Raw genomic sequence first — 23377 nt, 5'->3', positions numbered from 1 at the left:
CGGGAGTGTCCATATATGTCCTGTTAAATTTCCGCCAGAGTTATTTTGTTTGACATACCGGGAGTGTCCATATATGTCTTGTTAAATTACTTATGAGAGAATTGCCTACCTTTTAAGCTGAATTTAAAAGATAGGCAATGAATGAAAAACAATCAATTTTGAATGGGTGTCAATTAAAATTCTCTTTGTTAACAAGGTCCCCTTAAACAACTTATGCCACCTAATAATAACGGCTTTATCACTTAACCTTTTTACTTTGGCATCATCTACATACAGCACAATATGCGTATGGTTACTCATTACCGCATAAGCACACACGTCAATACAAAAAACTTTAGCAAGTTCAAGTAATTTTGACTCTATCCACCCTCTTCTGTGCTCATATGATTGCCCTGTTACCTTATCTTCACCACATAGATAAGCACGACGCACACACCGTGAAATACAATGATAGTATTTGGTATCAGTTAAACTCACTTGTCTTTTGCGTGCTGTTGCCATGAGAGAATTGCCTATCTTTTAAGCTGAATTGAAAGGATAGGCAATGAATGAATAACAGTCAATTTACGATGGGTGTCTTTTAAATTTATCTTTTGATTTAGGAATTGACCGTCAATGTATAAAAACGGTCAAAAGAGTACTAGTGCCTATTGACAGAGTTAAGGCTCATATGTGTTATAACGATTTTTCTTGATAATTTTCTATAGTCATTAGAAATTCACTGGGTGAATCCACGCCTAAATATATGAACTTACCTGAATTAAGCTTAATCTCAATATTTGGATTACCGGCCAAATTAAATCTATTAACATTACCTGACCGACGTATGAAAATCGAATTAGGTTGAACGTGAGTAATTTCACTTAAAGCAATTCTAAATGGATTCCAAACACCATACCTCACAATAATGCTGTCCGGTAGAATTGAAATCGGTCTAATTGCAATGGCTTTATACTCTGCAATAAAAAACACTAAACCAAGAAGAGTTAAAACCGTTGTGACATTAGCCACAAACGGTGACCATAAAAAATGTAACAGCAAATGTATTACGGGTAGTTCAAATAAAATTATTAAAATAAAGCCTAACTGATTGCTTTGAGCACCATCTTTTTTATGACAGCTAAAATGACTATCTCCAGTAAAGCTTTGTTGTCTTATCTTTTTTGAAAATAACGCATATGTCCAAACTCGCGCCTCAAAAGAGAGTAAAGAGCTTATAGCACCTTTCCCTAAAATTCTTTCAATTGGTTTTGATATAGCCAAATCAGGATCTTGCTCTTTGGTAAGAGAAGCTTTGATCGCAAAAAATACGGTCAAAATAGTGGTGATTTCTAAAACAATAAACGCAGCTAAAGCAAGATAGCGCAATGATTCAAGATAAGGCCATACAACCTTTGAACTTTCAGGAATTACAAAGCTGCCAAGCAAAATAATTAAACAGCTGTAGGCAACAGTTTTGATTGCGGCTTCTTTCTTATCTTTAACAAACCAAAAGCATAAAATAGGTAAGACAACTAAACCATCTATTAGCAAAAGCCATTCTGGTTTTTCTATGCCATACCCATTGAGAGCATTAGAGCTTTGATAGTAAAAAGCCCAGAAAACAGAAATAACTGCAAGAAAGATAAATGGTATATTCTTTTTAGTTAAAGTTTGCACTGACACTCCTTATCGTTATAACGCTTAGCTAACAGGAAAATTGAATAAGCTAAAATCGAGCGAAGCGACGAGCTTATTTAATTTTGACCTAGTTTAACACATTGTTATACACGTTAACTTGTTAAAATAATTGTTAAAATAAAACTTATGACAAATGCAGTGCTAAATGAGATTAGAGTTGCCTTTTTGTCCATGCTGAATATTTTGTATTTTATTAAACCTGAAAAAGAAGGAGCTAATTCTTTTTGATGCTCGTTAACAACTGAAAGCTCATTTATTTGAATGCCAAAAGTAGCGCAAATTGATTTAGCTGACTCTGGCGAAGATATACCTGATTTTTCAATTCTCTGAATCGTTCTTAAGCTAAGGCCACTTATTTCCGCAAAGTAAGACTGACTCCAAGCTTTAGACTCTCTAAGTTGCTTTAGTTTTGCTTTATCAAGTTTCATTTCCATCACTGCTTCCTCATATATAAAAGTTCACACTATTATGAAGAGAAATCCTATCTTTCTATACGTCATCTATATGACAGCCCAGCGTCATTGTTGCGTCATGAGTGTATAACGCCTATAGCACAGGACGTGTTTTAAGTTGATGGAGCGAAGCGAAAGCAGCTTAAAACCGTTCCTGTGACTATTTTTGTTAGGCACTTTCAAGCTCCTTAAGCCAATCATTAAACCACTCTATCGGCATGCTTTCTTGTGAAAAGTCTAACTGCTTCAATTGCTCTAGTGAATAGGTATTTGCTAGATACATATCCCACTGGGTATCTACGTCAGTGCCAACACCAGTGGCAATATCCATTGCATTGTCCGTATCGATCTCGAACATAGCCATGAAAAAACGATCACACCAATGCGCTATATCCTGATGTGTATATTTTGACTGATCGGGATTGGCACCGTTCTGCAATACGGATTTAAGGGATTCAACCGTAAACGGCAAATTGACCGCCATTGAAGTGTTTTCACTCCACGAGCCAACATACTTATTTTTACCCGTTTTATTATCCACTTTAAACTCATGGTGAGACATGCTGTGGTTGCCTAACAGCGTTTTAGCGTGAATGCCGATAAACACTCTGCTCTTGTTTCGCGTAGAGAAAATCAGAACCGCTAATTAATTTAATATATATTAGTAACTTAACACTTTCCCTCACACACAACAATCATCTTTTCACACCTTCTGAACCCGAGAATTTACTTAACCGAGCATCAGTTGGGTCGTTATGCAATTTTACTAAAGTAAAAACCGCTTATAATTCAGTTAATTATGTTCACATGCCAATTTAAACGCGCATTTTCTAAATTACATAACGAGAAGAGAGGTTAGCAATTGTAGGAAATTAAATTATAACTGTATATAAACACAGCCATCGAGTTTATTATATCTTCCTCTCCTTTTCTTGAATCTGTGCGAACCGAACTGCGTACAAGACGCTATAGTATTAAAACTGAGAAGGCGTACTTATTATTGGATCAAGTCATTCATCATTTTTAATGATAGCCCCCCTCAGAGAATAACCAGTGACCCCCACTCTAAAAAAATAACAAGTGACATCTATTCTAAAATAAGTAAAAAAATCACAATCATATCCAAGTTCACAGCAAACAATTATGCTCTATAAAAGCCAAGACACTCCCTCCCAACCTTCTTTCTCTTTGTTAAGCAATGATCCATAAATAAAAAACCCCAGCTCAAAGCTGAGGTTTTATATTCGTCAATTTAAATTAACGTATTTTTATTAATAAGCTCTATGACCTAAATTGGCTCTTTATTAAAATTTATAATTAAACTTTAAGTAAGCTTGGCGACCTAATGAGCTGTGAGTTTTATTATCAACGCCCATAGATTCAGAAGGCGCTTGTGGCGCTTCTTCATTCAATAAATTCGCCGCTCCGGCCGTTAATACTAACCCTTCAAAACCAACATAGCTGACAGAGGTATCAATGGTGGTCCATGAATCAATGCCAAACTTGTCATTATTACTATCGGCTAAATCTTTATAAGAACCAATATGACTCACACTAAGGGTTGCAACCCAGTCATCACGGTTCCAATCAACGCCACTGGTCCAACGCAGCTCTGGATGCTGGTATTCACCGTTACGGTCATCAATCACGTTAATACGATTACCTGCGTCGTCACTTTCAAACGCTTGCTCTTCAAAGTTAAGCGCATACGTTAGGTTATAATTGAATTTAAACTCACCTAAATTGTCGGTCATTAATCTGTATTCTAAATTAATGTCAACACCATCGGTTTCACGGCCACCAATGTTCACAAAGGTGTCGTTAATTTGTAAAATACGACCCAGTGTACTACCCTGATTTGGCGCGCGCACAACTAAACTTGAATCACTGCCACAACAATCAACCAGTTTTTGTGCACCAATTTTCTTTATTAGGTTTTCTTGGTCGTAATTCCAGTAATCAACCCCAATACTAAAGTTATCTGTTGCTTCCCACACCACGCCTAAGTTGAAGTTTTCAGATTCTTCTGGTTGTAAGTTTTTATTACCCGCCACAATTGCCGTGTATTCAGTTGGCTCACAGTCAACTTCTGCACCGGTTTGACGACAACGCTCTTTATCGATCACACTTGGGGATTCATCGGTACGCCCTAAGTGTAACTGAACCAGCGAAGGCGCTCTAAATGCCGTGCCCCAAGAGCCTCGAACAACCAACTCATCAAATGGTGACCAACGAAATGCCACTTTCGGATCAGTGGTTGTACCAAAGTCGCTATAATCTTCATGGCGAACAGCAAGCTGTAATTCGAGAGTTTCTAACACTGGAATACTGAATTCAGCAAAGATGGCGGTATTATCACGGTCACCATTTGCCTGTGTTGCTTCAGTGCCGAAAATTTCGCCACGTAAATACTGGCTATCTGGGTTATCTTCTATTTTTTCTTTACGATGTTCAAAACCAAACGCACCTGCGATGTAACCAGACTCAAGTTCAAACAACTCGCCTGATACCGTCCCATCTAACGCCTGCATGGTCGATGAGCCATAACGTGTTGTGGTGGTTTCGAAGAATGCTAACCCTGCAGCTGTATTTGTACTTGGTTCAAACGGGTTCCATAAACCGGTATCAATGGCTTGCTGTGCGCGCAATTTATTAGGGAAGCCATCAAAGCCACGCTCAACCGCACTTGAACGAATTGTTGAATAAGCAACTTCCCAATCCCATTCTTTAAAATTACCACGAGCACCGAGTACTGCACGATAATACTCTGAGTCTACGTCTTTTTTACGATTACCAATATCGACTGTTCGGCGGCGCATTGAAATATCTACACCATGTAAAAAATGAGTCGGATCATTGGCTAATGGGTGATTCGGGTTAGTCCCCATCATTGTCAGTTCGGTAAAGCTTGGGCTACCCGCACCTTGAATAAAGGTCGACGAATGTTGTGCTGAAAATTCTGCAAAGCCCTCTATACCGTCGGTTATCTCTTGCACACCGTTGTAGTTAAAGCTATAACGCTCGGTAGATGGCATTAAGCTCATATGCGGTGCATAGTCATAACGGCAAATATCACCAATGATCAACGACTCTTCACATTTATCGTTACCCCATGTATCAGCAAAAATTGTCTGACGAACTTGTGTACCGTCATCTTCAACTCTTACAACAGGCAATGCGTTCCATTGTTCTTCTGTTAACATACTGCGCACAACTTCTACGCTACCAGGGAAACCTGATGAACTAAGTGCGTTATTACCGCCACGAAAACGCTGATCTGCACTGGCGGTGTAATCTCTGTCAGAATAAAAAATATCGCCACGTTTAAAGTAATCTAGTGAGAAGTTATGATTGCCTTTGTCATTAGACGAGCCCCATAAAAGCGTAAAGTTTTGCTCCTCGCCACCGCCATCTGCTGTATCAGACACTTTGCCAGAAACTTCAAAGCCCTCGATGTCATCGCGTAAAATAATATTAATAACACCCGCAACGGCGTCTGAACCGTAGGTTGCTGATGCACCATCTTTTAGAATATCAATGCGCTTTACAGACGACACCGGAATACTATTTAAATCAACGAACGATGTTTCAATGTCTTTTGCAAATGGGCTCACTGCAACGCGGCGACCATTAATAAGCACAAGCGTTGAAGAAGCGCCAAGGCCACGTAGCGCAACGCTTGAGCCACCGTTTGCGGTATCGTCACTTGAGTTACCTTGGGTGCTAAATGTGCCCGCTCCAGATACAGGTAACTTGGCGAGCGCGCCAATTAGGTCCGTTGAGCCGGTTGCAGCGAGATCTGACGCTGATAAAGATTGAATTGGCGAGGGGCCTTCCATGTCTGTCCGTTTGATGTGTGAGCCCGTTACTTCTATCCGTTCAACCTTATTTTCATCGGCTGACACCGCACTGCCTGAGTGAGCAAGCAGGATTGCTGCTGATAGTGCACTAAGAGAATATGTTGCCTTCATTATATTTGTCCCTGTTGTAGTGTAAGTTATTGTTTTAATTAATCACCTAAAGTTTTATCACACTTTACAGGCACAAACAAATCAACAAAATAACAACACACACCTTCAATTAGTACATAAAACAGCAACGGTTTTGGTAGAATTATCTCTTATAGCGTGTACATACGATATTTTTAATTACTTTTAAGGAATAATAAGGATAAAATCCCCTATTAAATAATTCGCCCTAAATTAAGCGCCTGTAGATTAAACTGCTCACCTAAAGGCAGTTTCTAACCGTAGTAATCTCTGTAATAACGCCACTACATGGACCTTCCAAGCCTGTTATAAATTAGATTATGCCGTGGTAATAAACCAATTGTAAGAATTTATTATTACATCAACAATTACTATTTATCTGCACAAAACATGAATGCTACTTATCTAAAATCTAAGTAGAGTGGAAAGTTTCAATATTGCATTTATTTAAACACCTATACATTCTTCTCAATTAAAAGCAATAAAAAAACCTTGATTTTATATTTCGAGCAAATAAAATCCTCCCCCCCAAGTAGGGTTTAAACTCTAATAAAGCTTAGTTTAATTAAGGATAAAATATGAAAAAGCTTATAACCGGCCTAGTAGCACTGTGTTCACTGACAGCGTTAAATGTTCAGTCACATACTGATGAACCAAACACTATCATCAGCTCAAAAAAGATTAAAATTGTCGCGATTGGAGAAAGTGGTTTTGACCCTAGGTGGCGTGAACCAACCTGTAGTATTACAAAAACAAATAAAGACGAATTCGGGCAAAATTATATGATCAGCCATTTTGATATGTGTACTTGCCAGAATAGCTTGAAGTCTAGCTACCTGATCAAAGACACACAAGACACGCCAGATCAAAGAGCCGTTATTTGTTATATCGAGACTAATTAGCAAATTACATTTACTATGGCTAAGCGCTATCATAACCGCTTAGCCATGACAGCGAGACCCTAAAATATAACTCGGACGCATTTTACTGTTAGCCTAGTTTGGTAACACTTGACTCTACGTTGACGCTATTTTACCGAGCAAGGCACACTACAGTCATTGACCTTTATACCCTATTCATTTTTCCAACAAGTTAAATTTTAACGTTTTCCTGATAGAAATAACAAGCTATATAAACTACTCTAATATCATTCTCTTTCTCGTTTCATTGTCCAAAAAGTGGCGGTAAAATAATCTTTTATGTATAAACTGTTCACCCTTACACGTGCAGCCTTAGTACTAGCAATACTAATATCTCCCTACTGCTTTGCACAATATCCCATGCTTGCTAATGAATATTCGGTAAAAAAGTTAACTGCTGAAGATGGTTTTGTATCATCTGAAATTTATTCAATAATTCAAGATGAACAAGGATTACTGTGGTTTGGCACCGCTGAAAATGGGGTAATGCGCTACGATGGCCGTAAAGTAACACTGTTTGAATTTGATAGTGACAGTGAGAATGGGTTGTCTCATAACGATGCTGGTAATCTCATGTCGGATCAAAGTGGTCATGTTTGGGTAGGCACATGGGGTGGTGGCGCCAATAAATACAATCTTAAAACAGGCCAATTTCAAAACTTTTTACACGATCCAAAACAACCAGACTCAATATCAGCCAATCGGATCCAGTCTTTATACCATGATCAAGCTGGCTCTATTTGGCTGGGTTCTTATGACCAAGGTTTAAACCATTATTTAGGAGGGGGGCGCTTTGAGCATATAAAAAAGCGAACAGACTCAACCCCTGGATTATCTCATAACCGAGTATGGGATATAGAAAGCAAAGACAAAGATAGCCTCTGGGTTGCTACGAGTTACGGCCTTAATTTATATAATAAAAAAACACAGTCTTTTCGTTATTATTTCCCAGATCCAAGTAATAAAACACCGACAGGTGCCAATGAAATACGTCATATATTAAAAACATCCCAAGGCAAAATATATGTAGGTACTCAACAAGGGCCCTTTGTCTTTAATACAGAAACAGGCACATTTAAACAGCTCGGTGTGTTGAACGATAACCTGTTAGGTCAAGTTAACTCAATGATTGAAGGCCAAGATGGACACATTTGGTTTGTGACCAGTAAAGGAGTATACCGCCAATCAGGTTCCAGTGGAAAAATAGAACAACTCGATCTAGAGTATAACAGCGGTTTGAGGATTATTTTTGAAGATAAAGACAAAACAATTTGGATAACCAATGAGGTACATGGAATATTTAAACTCGTACCTCACCGACAGTTTAAAGCAATTAAAAATCCAGTGTTGGTTGCCCCCAATGGGATTGTTACCGACAACAATGGCGACCTATTAATCGCGACAGCGTCTTCACAGCTTTATAAATGGCAAGTTAAAACTCAAAAACTAAAAAAGCTTTCATCGTCGATGTTTAATGAGGTAAATGGGTTTGATCAAAACCGTTTGTTAGAGCGTCCAGTACTTCATCTAAGCAAAAAAAATATATTGTGGGTAGCCCAAGATGAAGGTATCGCTAAGTTTAATTTACACACTCAACAAGCAGAGTTATTAACTTACCCAAAAACAGGCCCTCACTATCATGAATTTAGAGAAATAAGAGCACTCAGTATTGATAGACATGGCAACCTTTGGATAGGCACTTATAAAAATGGTATTTATATATATGATACTACTGAACAAACGTTTCAACATTTAGACTCGACATATGGTCTCTCGCACCCTGAAGTGTTAGTGCTATATACAGACAATCAGCAAAATATGTGGGTCGGTACGGGTGAAGGTGTTAATTTATGGGTAGACGCAAGCCAACGGTTTTTATCGTTTAAACCAGATAAATACAAACCTGGCAGTATACTCGGCAGTATTGTACAAGATATAAAGCAATCTCGTGATGGCAATATATGGATTGCGACACAAAAAGGCCTTAATTTATACTTGCCTGAACATCAAAGTTTTAAACACTACAGTACAGATCACGGTCTCCCAACAACATTGATAAGAGCCATCGCCGATGATCAAGAAGGAAATTTGTGGTTAACGACCAATAAAGGGATCTCCAAGTTCAACCCATCAACAGGTAAAGTTAACAACTTCGACAGTCAAAATGGTTTACTTGGCTTAAACTACTATCCAAACAGCCTAGTAAAAGGCAATAACAGCACGCTATTTACCAGCAGTCAACGCGGCATTGAATACTTTAGTACAGAGCCATTAAAAACTAACCTAGTTGACCCAAACCTCATATTGACAGGCTTTAATACCATGGGTCAGCCGATGAAACTTGCCCTGCCCCACTCTTATGTTACAGATATTCATTTGTCTTATCTGGATTATATCTTCTCGTTTGAGTTTTCTGCTCTAGATTTTATTTCCCCAAATAAGAATCAATATGCATACAAGCTCGTTGGATACGATGATAACTGGATTGAAATTGGCAACAGAAACACAGCCTCATTTACCAACCTAGATGGGGGGTCGTATCAGTTCCAAGTCAAAGCAACAAACAGTGACGGTAAATGGAGTGAAAACCAACTGTCGATTAATTTACATGTGTCACCGCCTCCATGGCAAACGTGGTGGGCATATAGCTTATATGCTTTTTTAACTACGCTTATTATAATAACTGCTATTTACCTGAGAACGAGGTTACAAAAGTCAGAAATTATTAGGCAAAAACAATTTGTATTAAAGTTAGAAGAGCAAGTATCAGAAAAAACAGCCTCACTTGAAACGCAAGCGAATGACTTAGCAGATGCATTAAAAAAAGCAGAGGCCGCCACACAATTAAAATCAGAATTTTTAGCCAATATGAGTCATGAAATTAGAACTCCTATGAATGGCGTAATTGGTATGCTCGATCTACTAAAAAATAGTAACCTTAATTCTGAACAACACCACTCAGTCAATATTGCCAGTACCAGTGCTCAGTCATTATTAACGCTCATTAATGACATTTTAGATTTTTCTAAAATCGAAGCTGATAAACTAGAGCTCGAGTACATAGACTTTAATTTAACAGAGTTAATTGAACAGTTATCAGAATCAATGACATTAGCTGCCCAACAAAAAGGCGTTGAAGTTATTTTAGATTTAGCGGGTATCCACCACCCTCATGTCAAATCAGATCCTAGCCGGATCAGGCAAATTTTGACAAATATTATAAGTAATGCAATAAAATTTACCGAACACGGAGAGATTGTCGTGACAGCTAACCTTTCCGGTGTCGATATTAGCAATAACACGACGTTGACGTGCCAAATTACAGATACCGGTATTGGTATAGAACAGTCAAAAATTAGTGCTTTATTTGACTCTTTCAGTCAAGTCGATGCATCAACCACCAGAAAATATGGTGGTACTGGTCTTGGGTTGAGTATTACTAGGCGCTTGTGCCAATTACTCGGGGGGGATATCTCTGTTTCAAGTGCGATAGGCAAAGGTAGTTGCTTTGAAATAACGTGCTTGCTAAATGCAAACTCACAGCTTCCCAATACACAGCCTACATTTGGCCCGCTCAACTTAACCGTCGCAATAGTTGATGGGAATAAATCAAGCCGAGAAGCATTACAGCGACAATTTGAAAGTTGGGGGGTTTCTGTCGAAGTCGCTAAAAATGCAAATGAAGCAATAAAACATTTTGGCGACGCAACTAAATTACCCACAAACACAATCGATCTTATTATTTTTAATAAAGTACTCCCAGACATGGATGGTTTATCATTCTCCCGACGGCTTAAAGCGGGTATTGCTAATCCTAAATTTAAGTTGATCATGATGAGCCCGTTAGGAGAACAATATGATCTTGAAAATACGAGTGACGGAGAGATTGATGCAATTTTTCCGAAACCAGCAACAAAGCAAGACCTCTTAGAGGCTTTATCAACAGCTCATCCCGATGTTCAAGCATTTTTAGACAATGGCAAATCCCCTTACGACAAAAATGACCCCGTGGAAACTGATAACGCTTGGACTGAACATGCACAAGTACTGCTTGTTGAAGACAACAGAATCAATCAACTCGTTGCCCTAAAACTACTTGGTAAAATCGGTATAAATGCTGTAGTGGCAGAAAATGGTGCAGAAGCTCTCATTAAATTGAAAGAATCTGAACAGAGAAATACCCTTTTCAGCATAATACTAATGGACTGCCAAATGCCAGAAATGGATGGATATGAAGCAACCAAGAATATTAGGCAAGGTAATGCTGGCATTAAAAATCAATCGATACCGATTATCGCCATGACCGCAAACGCTATGCAGGGGGATAAACAAAAATGTCTCGACGCGGGTATGAACGACTATATAACCAAACCCATTGACACTGAAAAGGTGCTGAATAAATTACAATCATGGATCACAAAGGTACATCTCCCATGAATTAAAGGAGCCATATCATTAAACAGCTCCCCATACAAAGAGCCTTAACGGGTGTATCCATTATATGTAAATAACCTCAGGTTTGAATAAGGGTTGTGGAATAAAAAGTTTTTTGAAAACAAACATACGTAAAATCCAATAATGATATTTTTTCAATATCAAGGCGCTTCTATACAGAAGCGCGTGCTATTACAAATGAAAGCAACGCCGAGAGTGAGTAAAAAAGCTTTATTGGGCAAATTCGCTTATCCAGAGCTGAGATTAAATATGTTCTTTCAATCGCAATGCTTTGTTACAACTTACCGATACATTTAAACACCCTGACACATCTATTGTCGTATCCTTATAAATATCGATACTAACCGTCATTTAGTATCACATGTTTCAATAGTAGGAAGGACTATAACGTGGCTAGTAAAAAACAGATAATATTACCCATCGCGGTGCTCATTGCAGGAGTTGGTATGTCTGCAGCATTTTCCACAATGAAGAAACCGCCAGAAGAAAAAGCAGAAAAGGTGATACATCCATTAGTAGAAGTTCAAGCAGTTACAGTTGCACCAATGCAATTGTCTGTTGATTCATATGGCATCGTCAAACCTAAATACACCACTAACTTAGTAGCGCAAGTAAGCGGCCAGATTATTAATATATCGGAACGCTTCGTTCGAGGTGGCTTTGTAAAAACGGGCGAAATACTTGCGAGGATTGACCCAAGTGACTACGAAGCAGCTTTAATCGAAGCACAAGCAAATCTGGCTCAAGCAAGTTCAGCCTTAGAAATTGAACAAGCACAAGCGCATGTAGCTAAAGCTGAATGGCAACGAATTAAAAATAATACCCATGAAACCATCCCATCAGAACTCTATTTAAGAAAACCACAACTTGCTGAAAAACTTGCACACTACAGAGCTGCACAAGCAAGTGAAAAACGTGCTAAACGAAACCTAGAACGGACTTATATAAAAGCACCTTATGACGCCATCATTGAAAGTCGTGAAATAAGTTTAGGAAGTGTTGTCAGCCCAGGGAATCAATTTGGTGTACTGAACGCAACATCGCTCGCCGAAATACGCTTACCTGTTGCTGATAAAGATTTACAATACTTGGTCAATAATGGCATTGATGCTCCTGTTAAATTAACTGCAAATTTTGCAGGTAAGTCAGTAACATGGAACGGAAAAGTAGTTCGTAGCGAAGGCGTGATTGATGAACGCAGTCGCATGACCTACCTAGTTGCACAAGTAGATGTACCTTATGGATTGACAGAAAAACCACTGCGCTTTGGTACTTATTTAAATGCAAAAATCGAAGGTCAGTTGCTACAATCAGCTGTCGCAGTACCTAGGCATTTAGTTAACGATGGAAAAATTGCCACGCTGCAAGAGGACTCTACCCTCGCTTTTAAACCTCTCAATATTGTACGTGAAGCAAATGGTTTTATTATTGCAGATCAAGGACTCAATGATGGAAACCGTATCATTACATCAGCATTAGAGTATCCCTCTGACGGTATGACTGTTCGCATAGAAAACACCTTACTCAAATCCCCTGAAACACAGCTCGCATTAAAAAAGGAGTAAACCGTTATGACTATACCATCTGAAAAAGGCATTATCGCTTGGTTTGCTCGTAACCCGGTTGCAGCCAATTTACTCATGATATTCATACTCGTTGGGGGGATATTAACGGCGTTTTCAATCCGAAAGCAAATGTTCCCACAATTTGAAAACAATTGGCTCAGTGTTCAAGCTATCTATCCAGGCGCCGCCCCTCAAGAAGTTGAAGAAGGCATTACCATAAAAGTTGAAGAGGCGATGGAGGGTCTGGAAGGGATCAAGCGCCTAATAACATACTCAAACCGCGGTATGTCACAAACTTGGATTGAAGTGGAAGAAAAGTACAACCCGCAAGAAGTATTAGATGAAGTTAAAATGCAAGTCGACTCTATTTCCAGCTTCCCAGTTGGGATGGAACGACCTGTCATTCGATATGATAAATTTACCCAAGAAGTTATGTGGCTCGCTCTGAGTAGCAATTTACCCGCCGGTGAGCTTAAAGAATTGGGTAATACGTTGCATGATGAAATGTTAGCACTACCAGGGGTAAACCTTGTTGAGTTTAATGGCGGATTAAACTATGAAATAGGCATCGAAGTGAGTCCAGATAAGTTACGTGAATTTGGGTTAAGTTTCCGAGATATAGCAAATGCAGTATCAGCATTTTCAGCCAATATGTCTGCTGGCCAAATACGCTCTGATAATGGCTATATTTCAATGCGAGTTGAGAATCAAGCATACCGAGGTAATGAATTCGAAAACCTGCCATTACTTACGTTGTCCGATGGCGCGCAAGTTAAGTTAGGTGATATAGCAACCGTCAATGATGGCTTTGAAGAAGGGCTACAATACTCTAAGTATAATGGTAAAAACTCACTCATCTTCCAAGTCAGTGCCTCTAAAGACCAAGATATCTCGCAAGTTGCTGACATAATTAAAAATTACTTAGCTCAACGTCAAAAAACTCTACCAAGTGACACCGAATTAGAGCCCTTTATTGATTTAACCTATTACCTTGATGGTCGCCTAAACATGATGGTAGAAAACATGATTTGGGGGGGCTTATTGGTCATGCTGATGTTGGCACTATTTTTACGCGTCCGATTAGCATTTTGGGTAATGATGGGCTTACCGGTCTCGTTCCTTGGTGCTTTTTTATTTATGCCAATGGGTGGGCTTGACGTTACTATAAACCTCGCTTCACTGTTCGCTTTTATTCTGGTGTTAGGTATTGTTGTTGATGATGCCATTGTTGTTGGTGAATCTGTGCATTCTGAAATAGAAGAACACGGACATAGCCTAGATAACGTAGTCAGAGGTGTAAAACGGGTTGCTATTCCAGCTACATTTGGCGTACTTACCACAGTAGCTGCGTTCTTACCTCAAACCTTAGCAACAGGCCCTGCAGCTGCGTTTTCAAAAGCCATTGGCGGCGTTATAATTCTATGTTTAATTTTTTCGCTTATTGAGTCTAAGCTCATTTTACCTGCCCACCTTGCAGCAATGAAAGATAAACCAAGTAATCCAAAGAACCCATTGCACCGCTTAAGAGCCCTGTTAGATGGCGGGCTTAAAAACCTTATTGAGCACCTATATCGCCCCTTCATTGAACGTTGTATACATTATAGATACACTGTAATTGTTGGCTTTCTGACTATTTTAATTGTGAGCGCAGCATTGTTTGCCGGTGGGTTTATTAAATTTGTCGCTAACCCAAAAATACCTCATGACTTCCCAGAAATAACCATAGAAATGAACTTATCATCATCAGAAAGCGCGACACTTCAGAGCGCACAAAAAATTGAAACATTAATTTTAAATGTTGATAAGCAAATTCAAGAACAATACGGGCAAAGTATGATCCGAGATCTCTCGGTCAGCTTACGCGGCCGCACAAATGCTCAAATTATGGCGATATTAGTAGAACCTGATAAACGCCCTATTGACACTTTTGAACTAAGCGCCATGTGGCGAGAGCAAATGCCCCAGTTGCCTGGTGTAAAAACGCTAAATATTCGCGATAGTATCTCGAGTGGCGGACGCGATGATGGTGATATTAGCTTTAGACTTGAAGGCAAAGATAAAGTGCTACTTAAAGAAGTCGCAGAAAAACTCAAAGCTAAGCTTAATACGATTAAAGGCGTCGGTGATGTGAATGATTCAATGCAAAGTGCAACCGATGAAGTGCAGCTAGAGCTTAAACCGCTTGCCTATAGTATGGGGTTAACTCTTGCGGACGTGGCCTCTCAAGTTAACTTTAGTTACTACGGATTAGAAGCACAGCGTATTCTACGTGACGGCGAAGAAATAAAAGTCATGATCCGCTATCCGAAAGAGTCTAGAAACTCTATTAGCGATATTCAAGATGTACGAATTATTTCTCCAGCAGGCGCTGAAGTGCCATTGGCCGAAGTTGCTAACATTAAACTAGTTGACGGTGTAAACCGCATACGCCGGGAAAACTCTAAACGTACTGTTAATGTATGGGCGTCAGTTGATACTGATCAAGCTGAACCTTTCGAAATTGCAACAGAAATAAGGGATGAATACTTGCCCTCATTACTGGTGAACTACCCGGGAATTCAAAGTAATGTCGCCGGTCGAATTCAAGAAGAAATGGACAGTGTTGCTGAACAAGTTCGTGATTTTGCGCTGTCAATGATGATTATTTTTGCACTGCTGGCTATCCCACTTAGATCATACTCACAGCCACTGTTAATCATGTCCGTGATCCCGTTCGGGGTTGTTGGTGCCGTGTTTGGTCACGTGGTAATGGGAATGACCATGAGTAGCTTATCCTTTTTTGGCATTATCGCTGTGGCAGGTGTCGTTGTGAATGATTCATTGGTCATGGTTGACTTTGTGAATAAAGCGCGTGAACAAGGGGTAACGATTAAACAAGCAGTGGTTGAAGCTGGCTGCAAACGCTTTAGAGCTATTTTGCTGACTTCTTTGACTACGTTTATTGGCTTAGTGCCAATTATTACTGAAACCAGCTTGCAGGCACAAATTGTGATCCCAATGGCGGTGTCTTTGGCATTCGGCGTTTTATTTGCCACGGTCATAACGCTCATATTAATCCCGTGCCAATACGTCGTGCTAGAAGATATAAAAGCGCTAAAACGTAAATGGTTTCACAAAAGTGAAGATAAATTACATAACACGGTTACAGAGTAATCTCTCATCACTCCCAACCATTAAAGCTCGGTACGCTATACCGAGCTTTTTTACTACCAAGCCTGTAAGTAACTCAGGCTATACATATTATTACTCAACCTGCTGTATATTATATAGAAATGAAGTTTTCTAATGATAAATAATGAGTAATAGAGTGTTTATTTACCAAAGTGTCGTATAGCACTTTACATATCTACATTTAGACTACAAACTTACTGTTACTTTTTTTAAACTAGATTGCATTATGAAGTATTTAACAGTAATTCTTGCGTGTTTTACGCTACTTATATCAGGGTGCGGTAAAGACAATAAAGGGACTGGTGAGTCAACTACCCCTGGTTACACTGCTACAGCCTATTTTGATTCTTTATACAATCAAGATAACTTAGAGATAGCTGCGAAACACGCAACTCCTCGACTGGCTCGCGTTATGCGTTCTTATGGCACAGCTAAGCAGTTCACCCGTAACCTAGTAAACATGCAATTTGATCAAGTGACCATTGAGCTTGATATGACTAATCAAAGTTTGCGTGAACAATATGGTGATTCAGCAAAAATTAATATGGTATTTACGGGTATGCTCAGAGGTGAGCAAGTCGATGATATGCGCAGCGTACAATTACTGCGCAAAAAAGGAAAATGGTACGTTGATAAAATTAACCCGGATCCATTTGCCCGTTAGTCATGGCGACTTGCTTAAAAAACATCGACGGAAATCGCTTTGACTCTCCAGTTTTCGGCGTCTAAAAGTGATTTCCCTTGATGTTCAGTTATTGCTTTATCACTCACAGCGAATGCAATTTTTTCGCTATACGACAATGACAGCATATCGGTTCGGTTTTTAAGCCACGCTTTAAATTCAACTCGTTCTTTTGCGGTTTCTTTTGCCAACTGATAAGCCCGCTCCATAGTATACACAGCACCCTGTTCACCAACACTGCATAAATGGCTTACACGTTCCCTAGCAGCATCGCTGTGTGCTAAAACGTGACAGACTTTACGAACTAAAGTATCAGAAGGTACTTTACAACCATGACCTGTAACATGCATCCAACTTTTCAGTAAAAATGCCAACACAGGGTGTGTAAAATTATCAAAGAATTCATCTAACGCCCTAAAACCTTGAGCCAGGCTATGCTCTGTAGCATAACAGACCGATGGTAAGTCACCTTGCTGTCGACCATCATGTTCATACTTTTTAAGAACACACGAAGCTAAATACAAATGACTTAAAACATCACCGAGTCGAGCTGAAAGCATTTCTCGTCGTTTTAAAGACCCTCCCAGTCGCAACATCGCTAGATCAGAGCTCACAGATAAACATGTGCTTAACCAAGTCAACTTTTGATAATATCGCTTTGTTGGTCCACTTACAGGTGCGTTAATAAATCTTGCCCGTGTAATACCAAACCACAACGCTTTTAAAACACTCACACTGGTATGCTGTAAATGCGCCATCAATAGTTTATCAAACGGCTTAATCGCTTTGTCTTCTTCTAAATTTTGAATAATTTGTATTTCTTTGAATATATAAGGATGACAACGTGTTGCACCTTGACCAAATATCATTAAGTTTCGAGTGAGAATATTGGCACCTTCAACCGTAATAGATATCGGGATCCCCATATAATTATTTGCTAAATAGTTACTGGGACCTTTTTGAATACCTTTGCCAGCGTGAATATCTAAGGCGTCATTCATTACTATGCGCGACATTTCGGTTAAATGGTATTTGGCTATTGCCGTAATTACTGCAGGGCTCTTTTTCATGTCTATCGCTTGTGCTGTTGCTTGACGACAAGCTTCTATGCTGTACGTTAACCCCGTAATACGCGCAAGACTTGCTTGAATTCCTTCAAAAGCCGCGATCGGTAATCCAAATTGCTCGCGTACTGTGGCATAGGCGCTACTTGTTCGAGTACATAAATGCGCACTACCGGCACTTAAGGCGGGTAAAGATATGCCTCTGCCAGCACTTAAACAAGAGACCAGCATTTTCCACCCGTTTCCTATTCCACCTTTACCACCAATAACCCAATCAAGTGGAATAAACACCTCTTTACCTTGCGTCGTACCATTCATAAAACCTTGATTTAATGGGTTATGCCTGGCTCCAGTGATAACGCCTTCCTGACTAGTCGGGATCAATGCACAGGTGATCCCCAAACTGTCACAATCACCAAGTAGGTGCTCAGGGTCATACACTTTAAATGCTAAACCAAGCACCGTCGCAACCGGCGCAAGTGTAATGTAACGCTTATCCCAGCTCACTTTTAGTCCGAGAACCTGCTCCCCCTCAAATTCAGCCTCACAGACAACACCAAAATCTTGAATACTCCCCGCGTCGGAGCCCGCATCTAGAGCTGTTAAAGCAAAACAAGGCAATGCTTCCCCAGACGCGAGTTTAGGCAGCCAATATGACTGCTGTGACTCGGTACCATAATGTAATAACAATTCAGCAGGACCTAAGCTATTAGGTACCATCACAGTCACAGCAGTAGATAAACTCTTACTGGCAATTTTAGCCACAATAGTTGAATTGGCTTGAGCACTGAAACCTAGCCCGCCAAACTTCTCTGGTATTATAAATGCAAAAAAGCCCTCTGCTTTTAAATACGCCCACACAGACTCTGGCAAATCTTTGTCCGCTTGGATTTGTTCTTCATCGAGTATCGATAATAAATGGGCTAATTTGGTCTGAATAAAATCTTGTTCTTTGTCACTTAACAGCGGTGCATCGATTTGATGCCACTCCTGCCAATTTGGCTTACCAGAAAAAAGCGCGGCATCCCACCACGTGTCCCCAGCTTCCATGGCTTCTTGTTCGGTTTGACTCAAAGCCGGTAATGTCGATTTAAAATAATTCATGGTGGGGATTGTGATTAATTTATAACGCAGTACTCTCACCATAAACACAATGCACGCCAAAATAATCAGCAACACAATTAAAGCCATTTTGACCTCCTGCTTATCTTAATTTCTATGTTCAAATATAGCGTAAACTCAAATTAACACTGCATTTATCCAGCAGGAATTGTGGCAACTCTTGTTGGCTGTTATTATCACGCAGCTTTAACAACAACAAGTGAACACATAATGAAACCACAATTTAAACTTAGCCTTGGGGCACTCATTGTTGCGAGTACTTTAACGCTTGCTGCATGTAATAACACGGCATCAAAAACGCAACAACCGACTGAAAAAGACGCTGAGTTATTCCTTGCTCAATCAGAACAAACTTTAATAGATTTGTCTGCACGCTCTAGCCGGGCCAATTGGATCTATGCAAATTTCATAACCGAAGATACAGCCAGCTTAGCAGCAGATGTCAATCGCGAACAAACTGACATCGTCGTAAAGCTAGCAAGTGAAGCAGCACGATTTGATAGCGTTCAGTTAAGCGATGATAACCGCCGAAAAATGGACAAATTGAAGTTAAATTTGACCTTACCAGCGCCACAAAACCCAGAAAAATCAAAAAAACTAGCCGCTTTAAAAGCGGAGCTTGATGGTATGTACGGCAAAGGCCAATATTGTAAAACGGCAGACCAATGCTTAAGCCTTGGTGATATGACGGCAAAGATGGCGTCTAGCAGAAACTATGAAGAGCTACTTGACCTATGGCAAGGGTGGCGACAAGTATCGCAGCCAATGCGCCCACTTTATGCGCAACAGGTTTCTCTCACAAATGAAGGGGCTAATCAGCTAGGTTATGCAGACACCGGCGCAATGTGGCGAAGCAAATATGACATGCCAGCTGACGACTTTGCCACAGAACTTGATCGTATCTGGGGCCAAGTAAAGCCGTTATATAACTCACTACACTGCCATGTACGCGCTAAGCTTGGTGAAAAATATGGTGAAGATAAAGTACCTCAAGATCAGCCTATCCCAGCTCACTTACTTGGCAACATGTGGGCACAAACTTGGGGCAATATATATGATGTAGTGGCACCTGAAAATGCAGATCCAGGCTACGATGTGACTCAATTATTAGCAGAGCATAATTATGACGAGCTTAAGATGGTGCAAGGTGCTGAAACCTTCTTCACATCTATGGGCTTTGAAAAGTTACCAGACACGTTTTGGACTCGCTCTTTGTTCACTAAGCCAAAAGATCGTGATGTACAATGCCATGCCTCTGCTTGGAATTTAGATAACAAAGATGATTTACGTATCAAAATGTGTATTCAACGCACAGGTGAAGAGTTCTCAGTTATTCACCACGAATTAGGCCATAACTTTTACCAGCGCGCCTACAATAAATTGCCACTGTATTATCAAGAAAGTGCCAATGATGGGTTCCACGAAGCAATTGGTGATACCATTGCGCTGTCTGTAACTCCAGGTTATTTAAAAGAGATTGGTTTGCTAGAGCAAGTACCTGATGAATCAAAAGACATTGGTTTACTAATGAAAATGGCACTAGACAAGGTTGCATTTGTCCCATTTGGCTTGCTGGTAGACCAATGGCGCTGGCAGGTGTTTTCTGGTCAAATATCACCAGAGCAATACAATAAAGCATGGTGGGATTTACGTGAGAAATACCAAGGTGTACAAGCGCCCATAGCGCGAAATGAAAGCCACTTCGACCCTGGCGCCAAATACCATGTGCCAGGCAATGTACCGTATACTCGCTACTTCTTAGCCCATGTTTTACAATTTGAATTCCACCGTTCATTATGTGAAATCGCGGGTAATAAAGAGTCAATCCACCGCTGTTCAGTATATAACTCTAAAGAAGCCGGTGAGCGCCTAAACGCAATGCTTGAAATGGGCAGCAGCCGTCCATGGCAAGAAGCGCTAGAGAGCATTACAGGTAGCAAGCAAATGGATGCAACCGCCATGCTTGATTATTTTGCCCCACTACAAAAGTACCTTGATAAGCAAAATGAAGGTCGCCAGTGTGGTTGGTAAATCCGTAAAGTTAGGGTAATTTATTACCGACGCCACATTCTGAAACAGTTTTCTACTTTAAATTCAGTAAATAACACGTTACTGTTCAAAAAAAGGAGAAATTATGTCGATATTCAGAGTGTGGCAACTTGCTCAATTTGAGCTAACGCGCCTTTTTGCTACAAAGCGTGGCTTACTTGCACTCGGTGCATTTGCCATGGTTTGGTTTATGATCCAAAACTATTTAATCGCACAAGCAGTGCCATTTTTAAGTAGTCCCGAGTTTGCCGATATCACTGGGCAACTTGCTGGTAACATAGGCCTCAGAGAGCTAGTCAGTTGGCCTGAAGCTGAACTGGCAGTGTTTTGGATAATCGCTCTATATAGCTTCCCAGCATTTAGCTTATTCGTATGCTCGGATCAAACAGTCGGAGATAGGCTACGTGGTACCCTTCGCTTTATTAGTTTGCGTTGTACTCGAGAAGAAATCTTAGTAGGACGATTTTTAGGTCAGCTATTCATTATTGCAATCTTAATTTTTCTTACCGTTTTAGCGACATTTATTTTGATGATCTATCGCGATCTCAACTTGTTGGGCTCAGGTGCATTATTGAGCGTCACTGTTACTGCGCAGCTTATACTGATTGTCATGCCCTTTATTGCTTTGATGTCGTTGCTAAACTTAATTACAAGCTCGTCTCGCTTAAGTGTCGTCCTCGCCATACTCTTATTTACACTTGGCAATGCATTAATAAGCTATCTCAGTTATTACTTACCCATCCTGTCTTGGCTTTTATATGTTTACCCAGGTGTACAGATTTTAGATGTGGCACCGCAACATAGCTTTTCTCTGATTGATTGGTTACTGCCTGTTGCACAAACGATGGGGCTATTAACCCTCAGTATTCTTACCTTTAAAAGGCGGTCACTATGAGTGCATTAATTGAAGTGAATAACCTTTGCAAAGCTTTTGGTGACAAGCAAGCGCTAAATAACGTCAGCTTTGACGTAAATAAAGGTCAAACTGTGGCTTTAGTTGGCCCCAATGGAGCAGGTAAAACCACCCTATTTAGTATTTTATGCGGATATTTAGTGCCGAGTTCAGGCGCAGTCAATATTATGGGGAAACAACTCGGAGACCCTGCTTTATTTGGTCAACTCAGCGCACTTCCTCAGGATGCTACTCTCGACCCACGCTTTTCACTGCAAAAACAACTCAATTTCTATGGTCGTCTGCAAGGGTTGAATAAGCAAAAAGCCAATATGGAAACAAGCCGTGTACTTGAATTAGTGGGGTTAGCAGACAACCACCATGCAAAAATTGCTGAATTATCTCATGGCATGAAAAAGCGGGTCTGTATTGCGCAAGCGTTGATTGGCTCACCTAGAATTGTGCTACTTGATGAAGCAACTGCTGGGCTAGACCCTCTCAATGCACGAGAGATACGCCATGTTATAGCGTCCTTGAGTGAAGACATCACTTTTATATTAAGTTCACATGATTTAGCTGAATTGGAGAAGTTATGTGATCATGTTTTATATCTAAACCAAGGGCAACTTACCACGCACAACCGAGACACGAAGCAAGGCACGAGTCAGTACCTTACACTAACGCTCATACATGACTCTAGGGATACACTTGAACAAATAAAGCAATTATCAGGCGTATTACACGTTTCTCAGAGTCAAAATAAAGAATATATTATTGAATATCAATCCCACTTTGAGCAATTTGATATACACTTGCTTAAATATTGTCACAAACTTAATTGGCAGTATCGTCAATTAGTTAATGGCCATACTCTCGAAAACCAACTTTTTCAGAAGGACAAATAATGGGACTATTAAGTGGAATACTTGGCAATGCCAGTGAAGTCGATAACGATAAGCTTGATGAGTTATTAGCTGATACATTGATTGAGTCTGAACAAATTGAAAAAGCCTATCAAGTCATTCGTGATATGTTCGTCTTTACAAATAAAAGGTTATTACTCATTGATAAGCAGGGTGTCACGGGGTCAAAAGTAGAAATACTGACAATACCCTACAGTAAAATCACTAAATTTAGTAAAGAAAGCGCTGGTCATTTTGATATGGACTCAGAGCTTAAAATCTGGGTTGGTTCAGAAATCGAACCACTCACGAAAGAATTTAAAGCCGGTGATAATATAAACGACGTTTATAAAATAATAAGCAGCCATACCTTATAACGAGAGCTATTGATACCGTATGGCCACATACCATACGGTATCTGTATAATTAATACT

The 23377-nt window shown here is 39.9% G+C and carries 14 protein-coding genes and 1 pseudogene; 9 read left to right on the top strand and 6 right to left on the bottom strand.

The genetic code is table 11. The features are described from left to right. Positions 1 to 174: 174 nt before the first annotated feature. The 5 genes and pseudogenes from CWC18_RS05090 to CWC18_RS05065 all read right to left on the bottom strand — a co-directional run. Positions 175 to 501, bottom strand: a pseudogene (locus tag CWC18_RS05090) (transposase); the annotation flags it as partial. A 174-nt stretch (positions 502 to 675) separates the two neighbouring features. Then, on the bottom strand, positions 676 to 1659 hold the full coding sequence (locus CWC18_RS05085) for a hypothetical protein (protein WP_138674849.1): 984 nt from the start codon (positions 1657 to 1659) through the stop codon (positions 676 to 678). Positions 1660 to 1772: 113 nt separating this feature from the next. Further along, positions 1773 to 2114, bottom strand: a complete 342-nt coding sequence (locus tag CWC18_RS05080; protein ID WP_138674848.1) for a helix-turn-helix transcriptional regulator — start codon at positions 2112 to 2114, stop codon at positions 1773 to 1775. Between the two features lie 187 nt (positions 2115 to 2301). Beyond that, a complete protein-coding gene (locus tag CWC18_RS05075; RefSeq protein WP_212747717.1) occupies positions 2302 to 2739 on the bottom strand; it encodes a hypothetical protein in 438 nt (145 codons plus the stop codon). 697 nt (positions 2740 to 3436) lie between these two features. Then, positions 3437 to 6103, bottom strand: coding sequence for a TonB-dependent receptor plug domain-containing protein (locus tag CWC18_RS05065; RefSeq protein WP_138674847.1), 2667 nt, complete (start codon positions 6101 to 6103; stop codon positions 3437 to 3439). Between the two features lie 596 nt (positions 6104 to 6699). Here CWC18_RS05065 and CWC18_RS05060 point away from each other — a divergent pair. The 5 genes from CWC18_RS05060 to CWC18_RS05040 all read left to right on the top strand — a co-directional run bounded on the left by CWC18_RS05060 (position 6700) and on the right by CWC18_RS05040 (position 16896). Further along, positions 6700 to 7023 carry a hypothetical protein gene (locus tag CWC18_RS05060; RefSeq protein WP_138589675.1) on the top strand — a complete coding sequence of 108 codons (324 nt, stop codon included), beginning with the start codon at positions 6700 to 6702 and terminating at the stop codon, positions 7021 to 7023. Positions 7024 to 7320: 297 nt separating this feature from the next. Continuing rightward, a complete protein-coding gene (locus tag CWC18_RS05055) occupies positions 7321 to 11478 on the top strand; it encodes a hybrid sensor histidine kinase/response regulator (RefSeq protein WP_138674846.1) in 4158 nt (1385 codons plus the stop codon). Between the two features lie 407 nt (positions 11479 to 11885). Then, positions 11886 to 13061 (top strand): efflux RND transporter periplasmic adaptor subunit, encoded by a 1176-nt coding sequence (locus CWC18_RS05050; protein WP_138674845.1) that lies wholly within the window; start codon positions 11886 to 11888, stop codon positions 13059 to 13061. A 6-nt stretch (positions 13062 to 13067) separates the two neighbouring features. Then, positions 13068 to 16214: an efflux RND transporter permease subunit gene (locus CWC18_RS05045; RefSeq protein WP_138674844.1), complete on the top strand. Its 3147-nt coding sequence runs from the start codon at positions 13068 to 13070 to the stop codon at positions 16212 to 16214. 244 nt (positions 16215 to 16458) lie between these two features. Beyond that, on the top strand, positions 16459 to 16896 hold the full coding sequence (locus tag CWC18_RS05040) for a hypothetical protein (protein WP_138674843.1): 438 nt from the start codon (positions 16459 to 16461) through the stop codon (positions 16894 to 16896). 14 nt (positions 16897 to 16910) lie between these two features. Here CWC18_RS05040 and CWC18_RS05035 read toward each other — a convergent pair whose 3' ends face one another. Continuing rightward, positions 16911 to 19169 (bottom strand): acyl-CoA dehydrogenase, encoded by a 2259-nt coding sequence (locus CWC18_RS05035; RefSeq protein ID WP_138674842.1) that lies wholly within the window; start codon positions 19167 to 19169, stop codon positions 16911 to 16913. Between the two features lie 141 nt (positions 19170 to 19310). Here CWC18_RS05035 and CWC18_RS05030 point away from each other — a divergent pair, with 141 nt between their 5' ends. The 4 genes from CWC18_RS05030 to CWC18_RS05015 all read left to right on the top strand — a co-directional run bounded on the left by CWC18_RS05030 (position 19311) and on the right by CWC18_RS05015 (position 23320). Next, positions 19311 to 21131, top strand: a complete 1821-nt coding sequence (locus tag CWC18_RS05030; RefSeq protein WP_138592192.1) for a M2 family metallopeptidase — start codon at positions 19311 to 19313, stop codon at positions 21129 to 21131. Between the two features lie 103 nt (positions 21132 to 21234). After that, positions 21235 to 22044: an ABC transporter permease subunit gene (locus CWC18_RS05025; protein ID WP_138592191.1), complete on the top strand. Its 810-nt coding sequence runs from the start codon at positions 21235 to 21237 to the stop codon at positions 22042 to 22044. After that, on the top strand, positions 22041 to 22946 hold the full coding sequence (locus tag CWC18_RS05020) for an ABC transporter ATP-binding protein (RefSeq protein ID WP_138674841.1): 906 nt from the start codon (positions 22041 to 22043) through the stop codon (positions 22944 to 22946). The genes CWC18_RS05025 and CWC18_RS05020 overlap by 4 nt, the downstream gene beginning before the upstream one ends. Beyond that, positions 22946 to 23320, top strand: a complete 375-nt coding sequence (locus CWC18_RS05015; protein WP_138674840.1) for a PH domain-containing protein — start codon at positions 22946 to 22948, stop codon at positions 23318 to 23320. The genes CWC18_RS05020 and CWC18_RS05015 overlap by 1 nt, the downstream gene beginning before the upstream one ends. Positions 23321 to 23377 lie beyond the last annotated feature (57 nt).

This window comes from Pseudoalteromonas aurantia (assembly GCF_005886875.1).
Lineage (GTDB): Bacteria > Pseudomonadota > Gammaproteobacteria > Enterobacterales > Alteromonadaceae > Pseudoalteromonas > Pseudoalteromonas aurantia_A.
This window is presented reverse-complemented; position numbering and strand designations above follow the sequence as displayed.

Coding starts and splice junctions, on each gene's coding strand:
- CWC18_RS05035 (WP_138674842.1), bottom strand. CDS start 19,169: ATGGCTTTAATTGTGTTGCTGATTATTTTGGCGTGCATTGTGTTTATG.
- CWC18_RS05045 (WP_138674844.1), top strand. CDS start 13,068: ATGACTATACCATCTGAAAAAGGCATTATCGCTTGGTTTGCTCGTAAC.
- CWC18_RS05065 (WP_138674847.1), bottom strand. CDS start 6,103: ATGAAGGCAACATATTCTCTTAGTGCACTATCAGCAGCAATCCTGCTT.
- CWC18_RS05055 (WP_138674846.1), top strand. CDS start 7,321: ATGTATAAACTGTTCACCCTTACACGTGCAGCCTTAGTACTAGCAATA.
- CWC18_RS05040 (WP_138674843.1), top strand. CDS start 16,459: ATGAAGTATTTAACAGTAATTCTTGCGTGTTTTACGCTACTTATATCA.
- CWC18_RS05080 (WP_138674848.1), bottom strand. CDS start 2,114: ATGGAAATGAAACTTGATAAAGCAAAACTAAAGCAACTTAGAGAGTCT.
- CWC18_RS05020 (WP_138674841.1), top strand. CDS start 22,041: ATGAGTGCATTAATTGAAGTGAATAACCTTTGCAAAGCTTTTGGTGAC.
- CWC18_RS05030 (WP_138592192.1), top strand. CDS start 19,311: ATGAAACCACAATTTAAACTTAGCCTTGGGGCACTCATTGTTGCGAGT.
- CWC18_RS05015 (WP_138674840.1), top strand. CDS start 22,946: ATGGGACTATTAAGTGGAATACTTGGCAATGCCAGTGAAGTCGATAAC.
- CWC18_RS05025 (WP_138592191.1), top strand. CDS start 21,235: ATGTCGATATTCAGAGTGTGGCAACTTGCTCAATTTGAGCTAACGCGC.
- CWC18_RS05060 (WP_138589675.1), top strand. CDS start 6,700: ATGAAAAAGCTTATAACCGGCCTAGTAGCACTGTGTTCACTGACAGCG.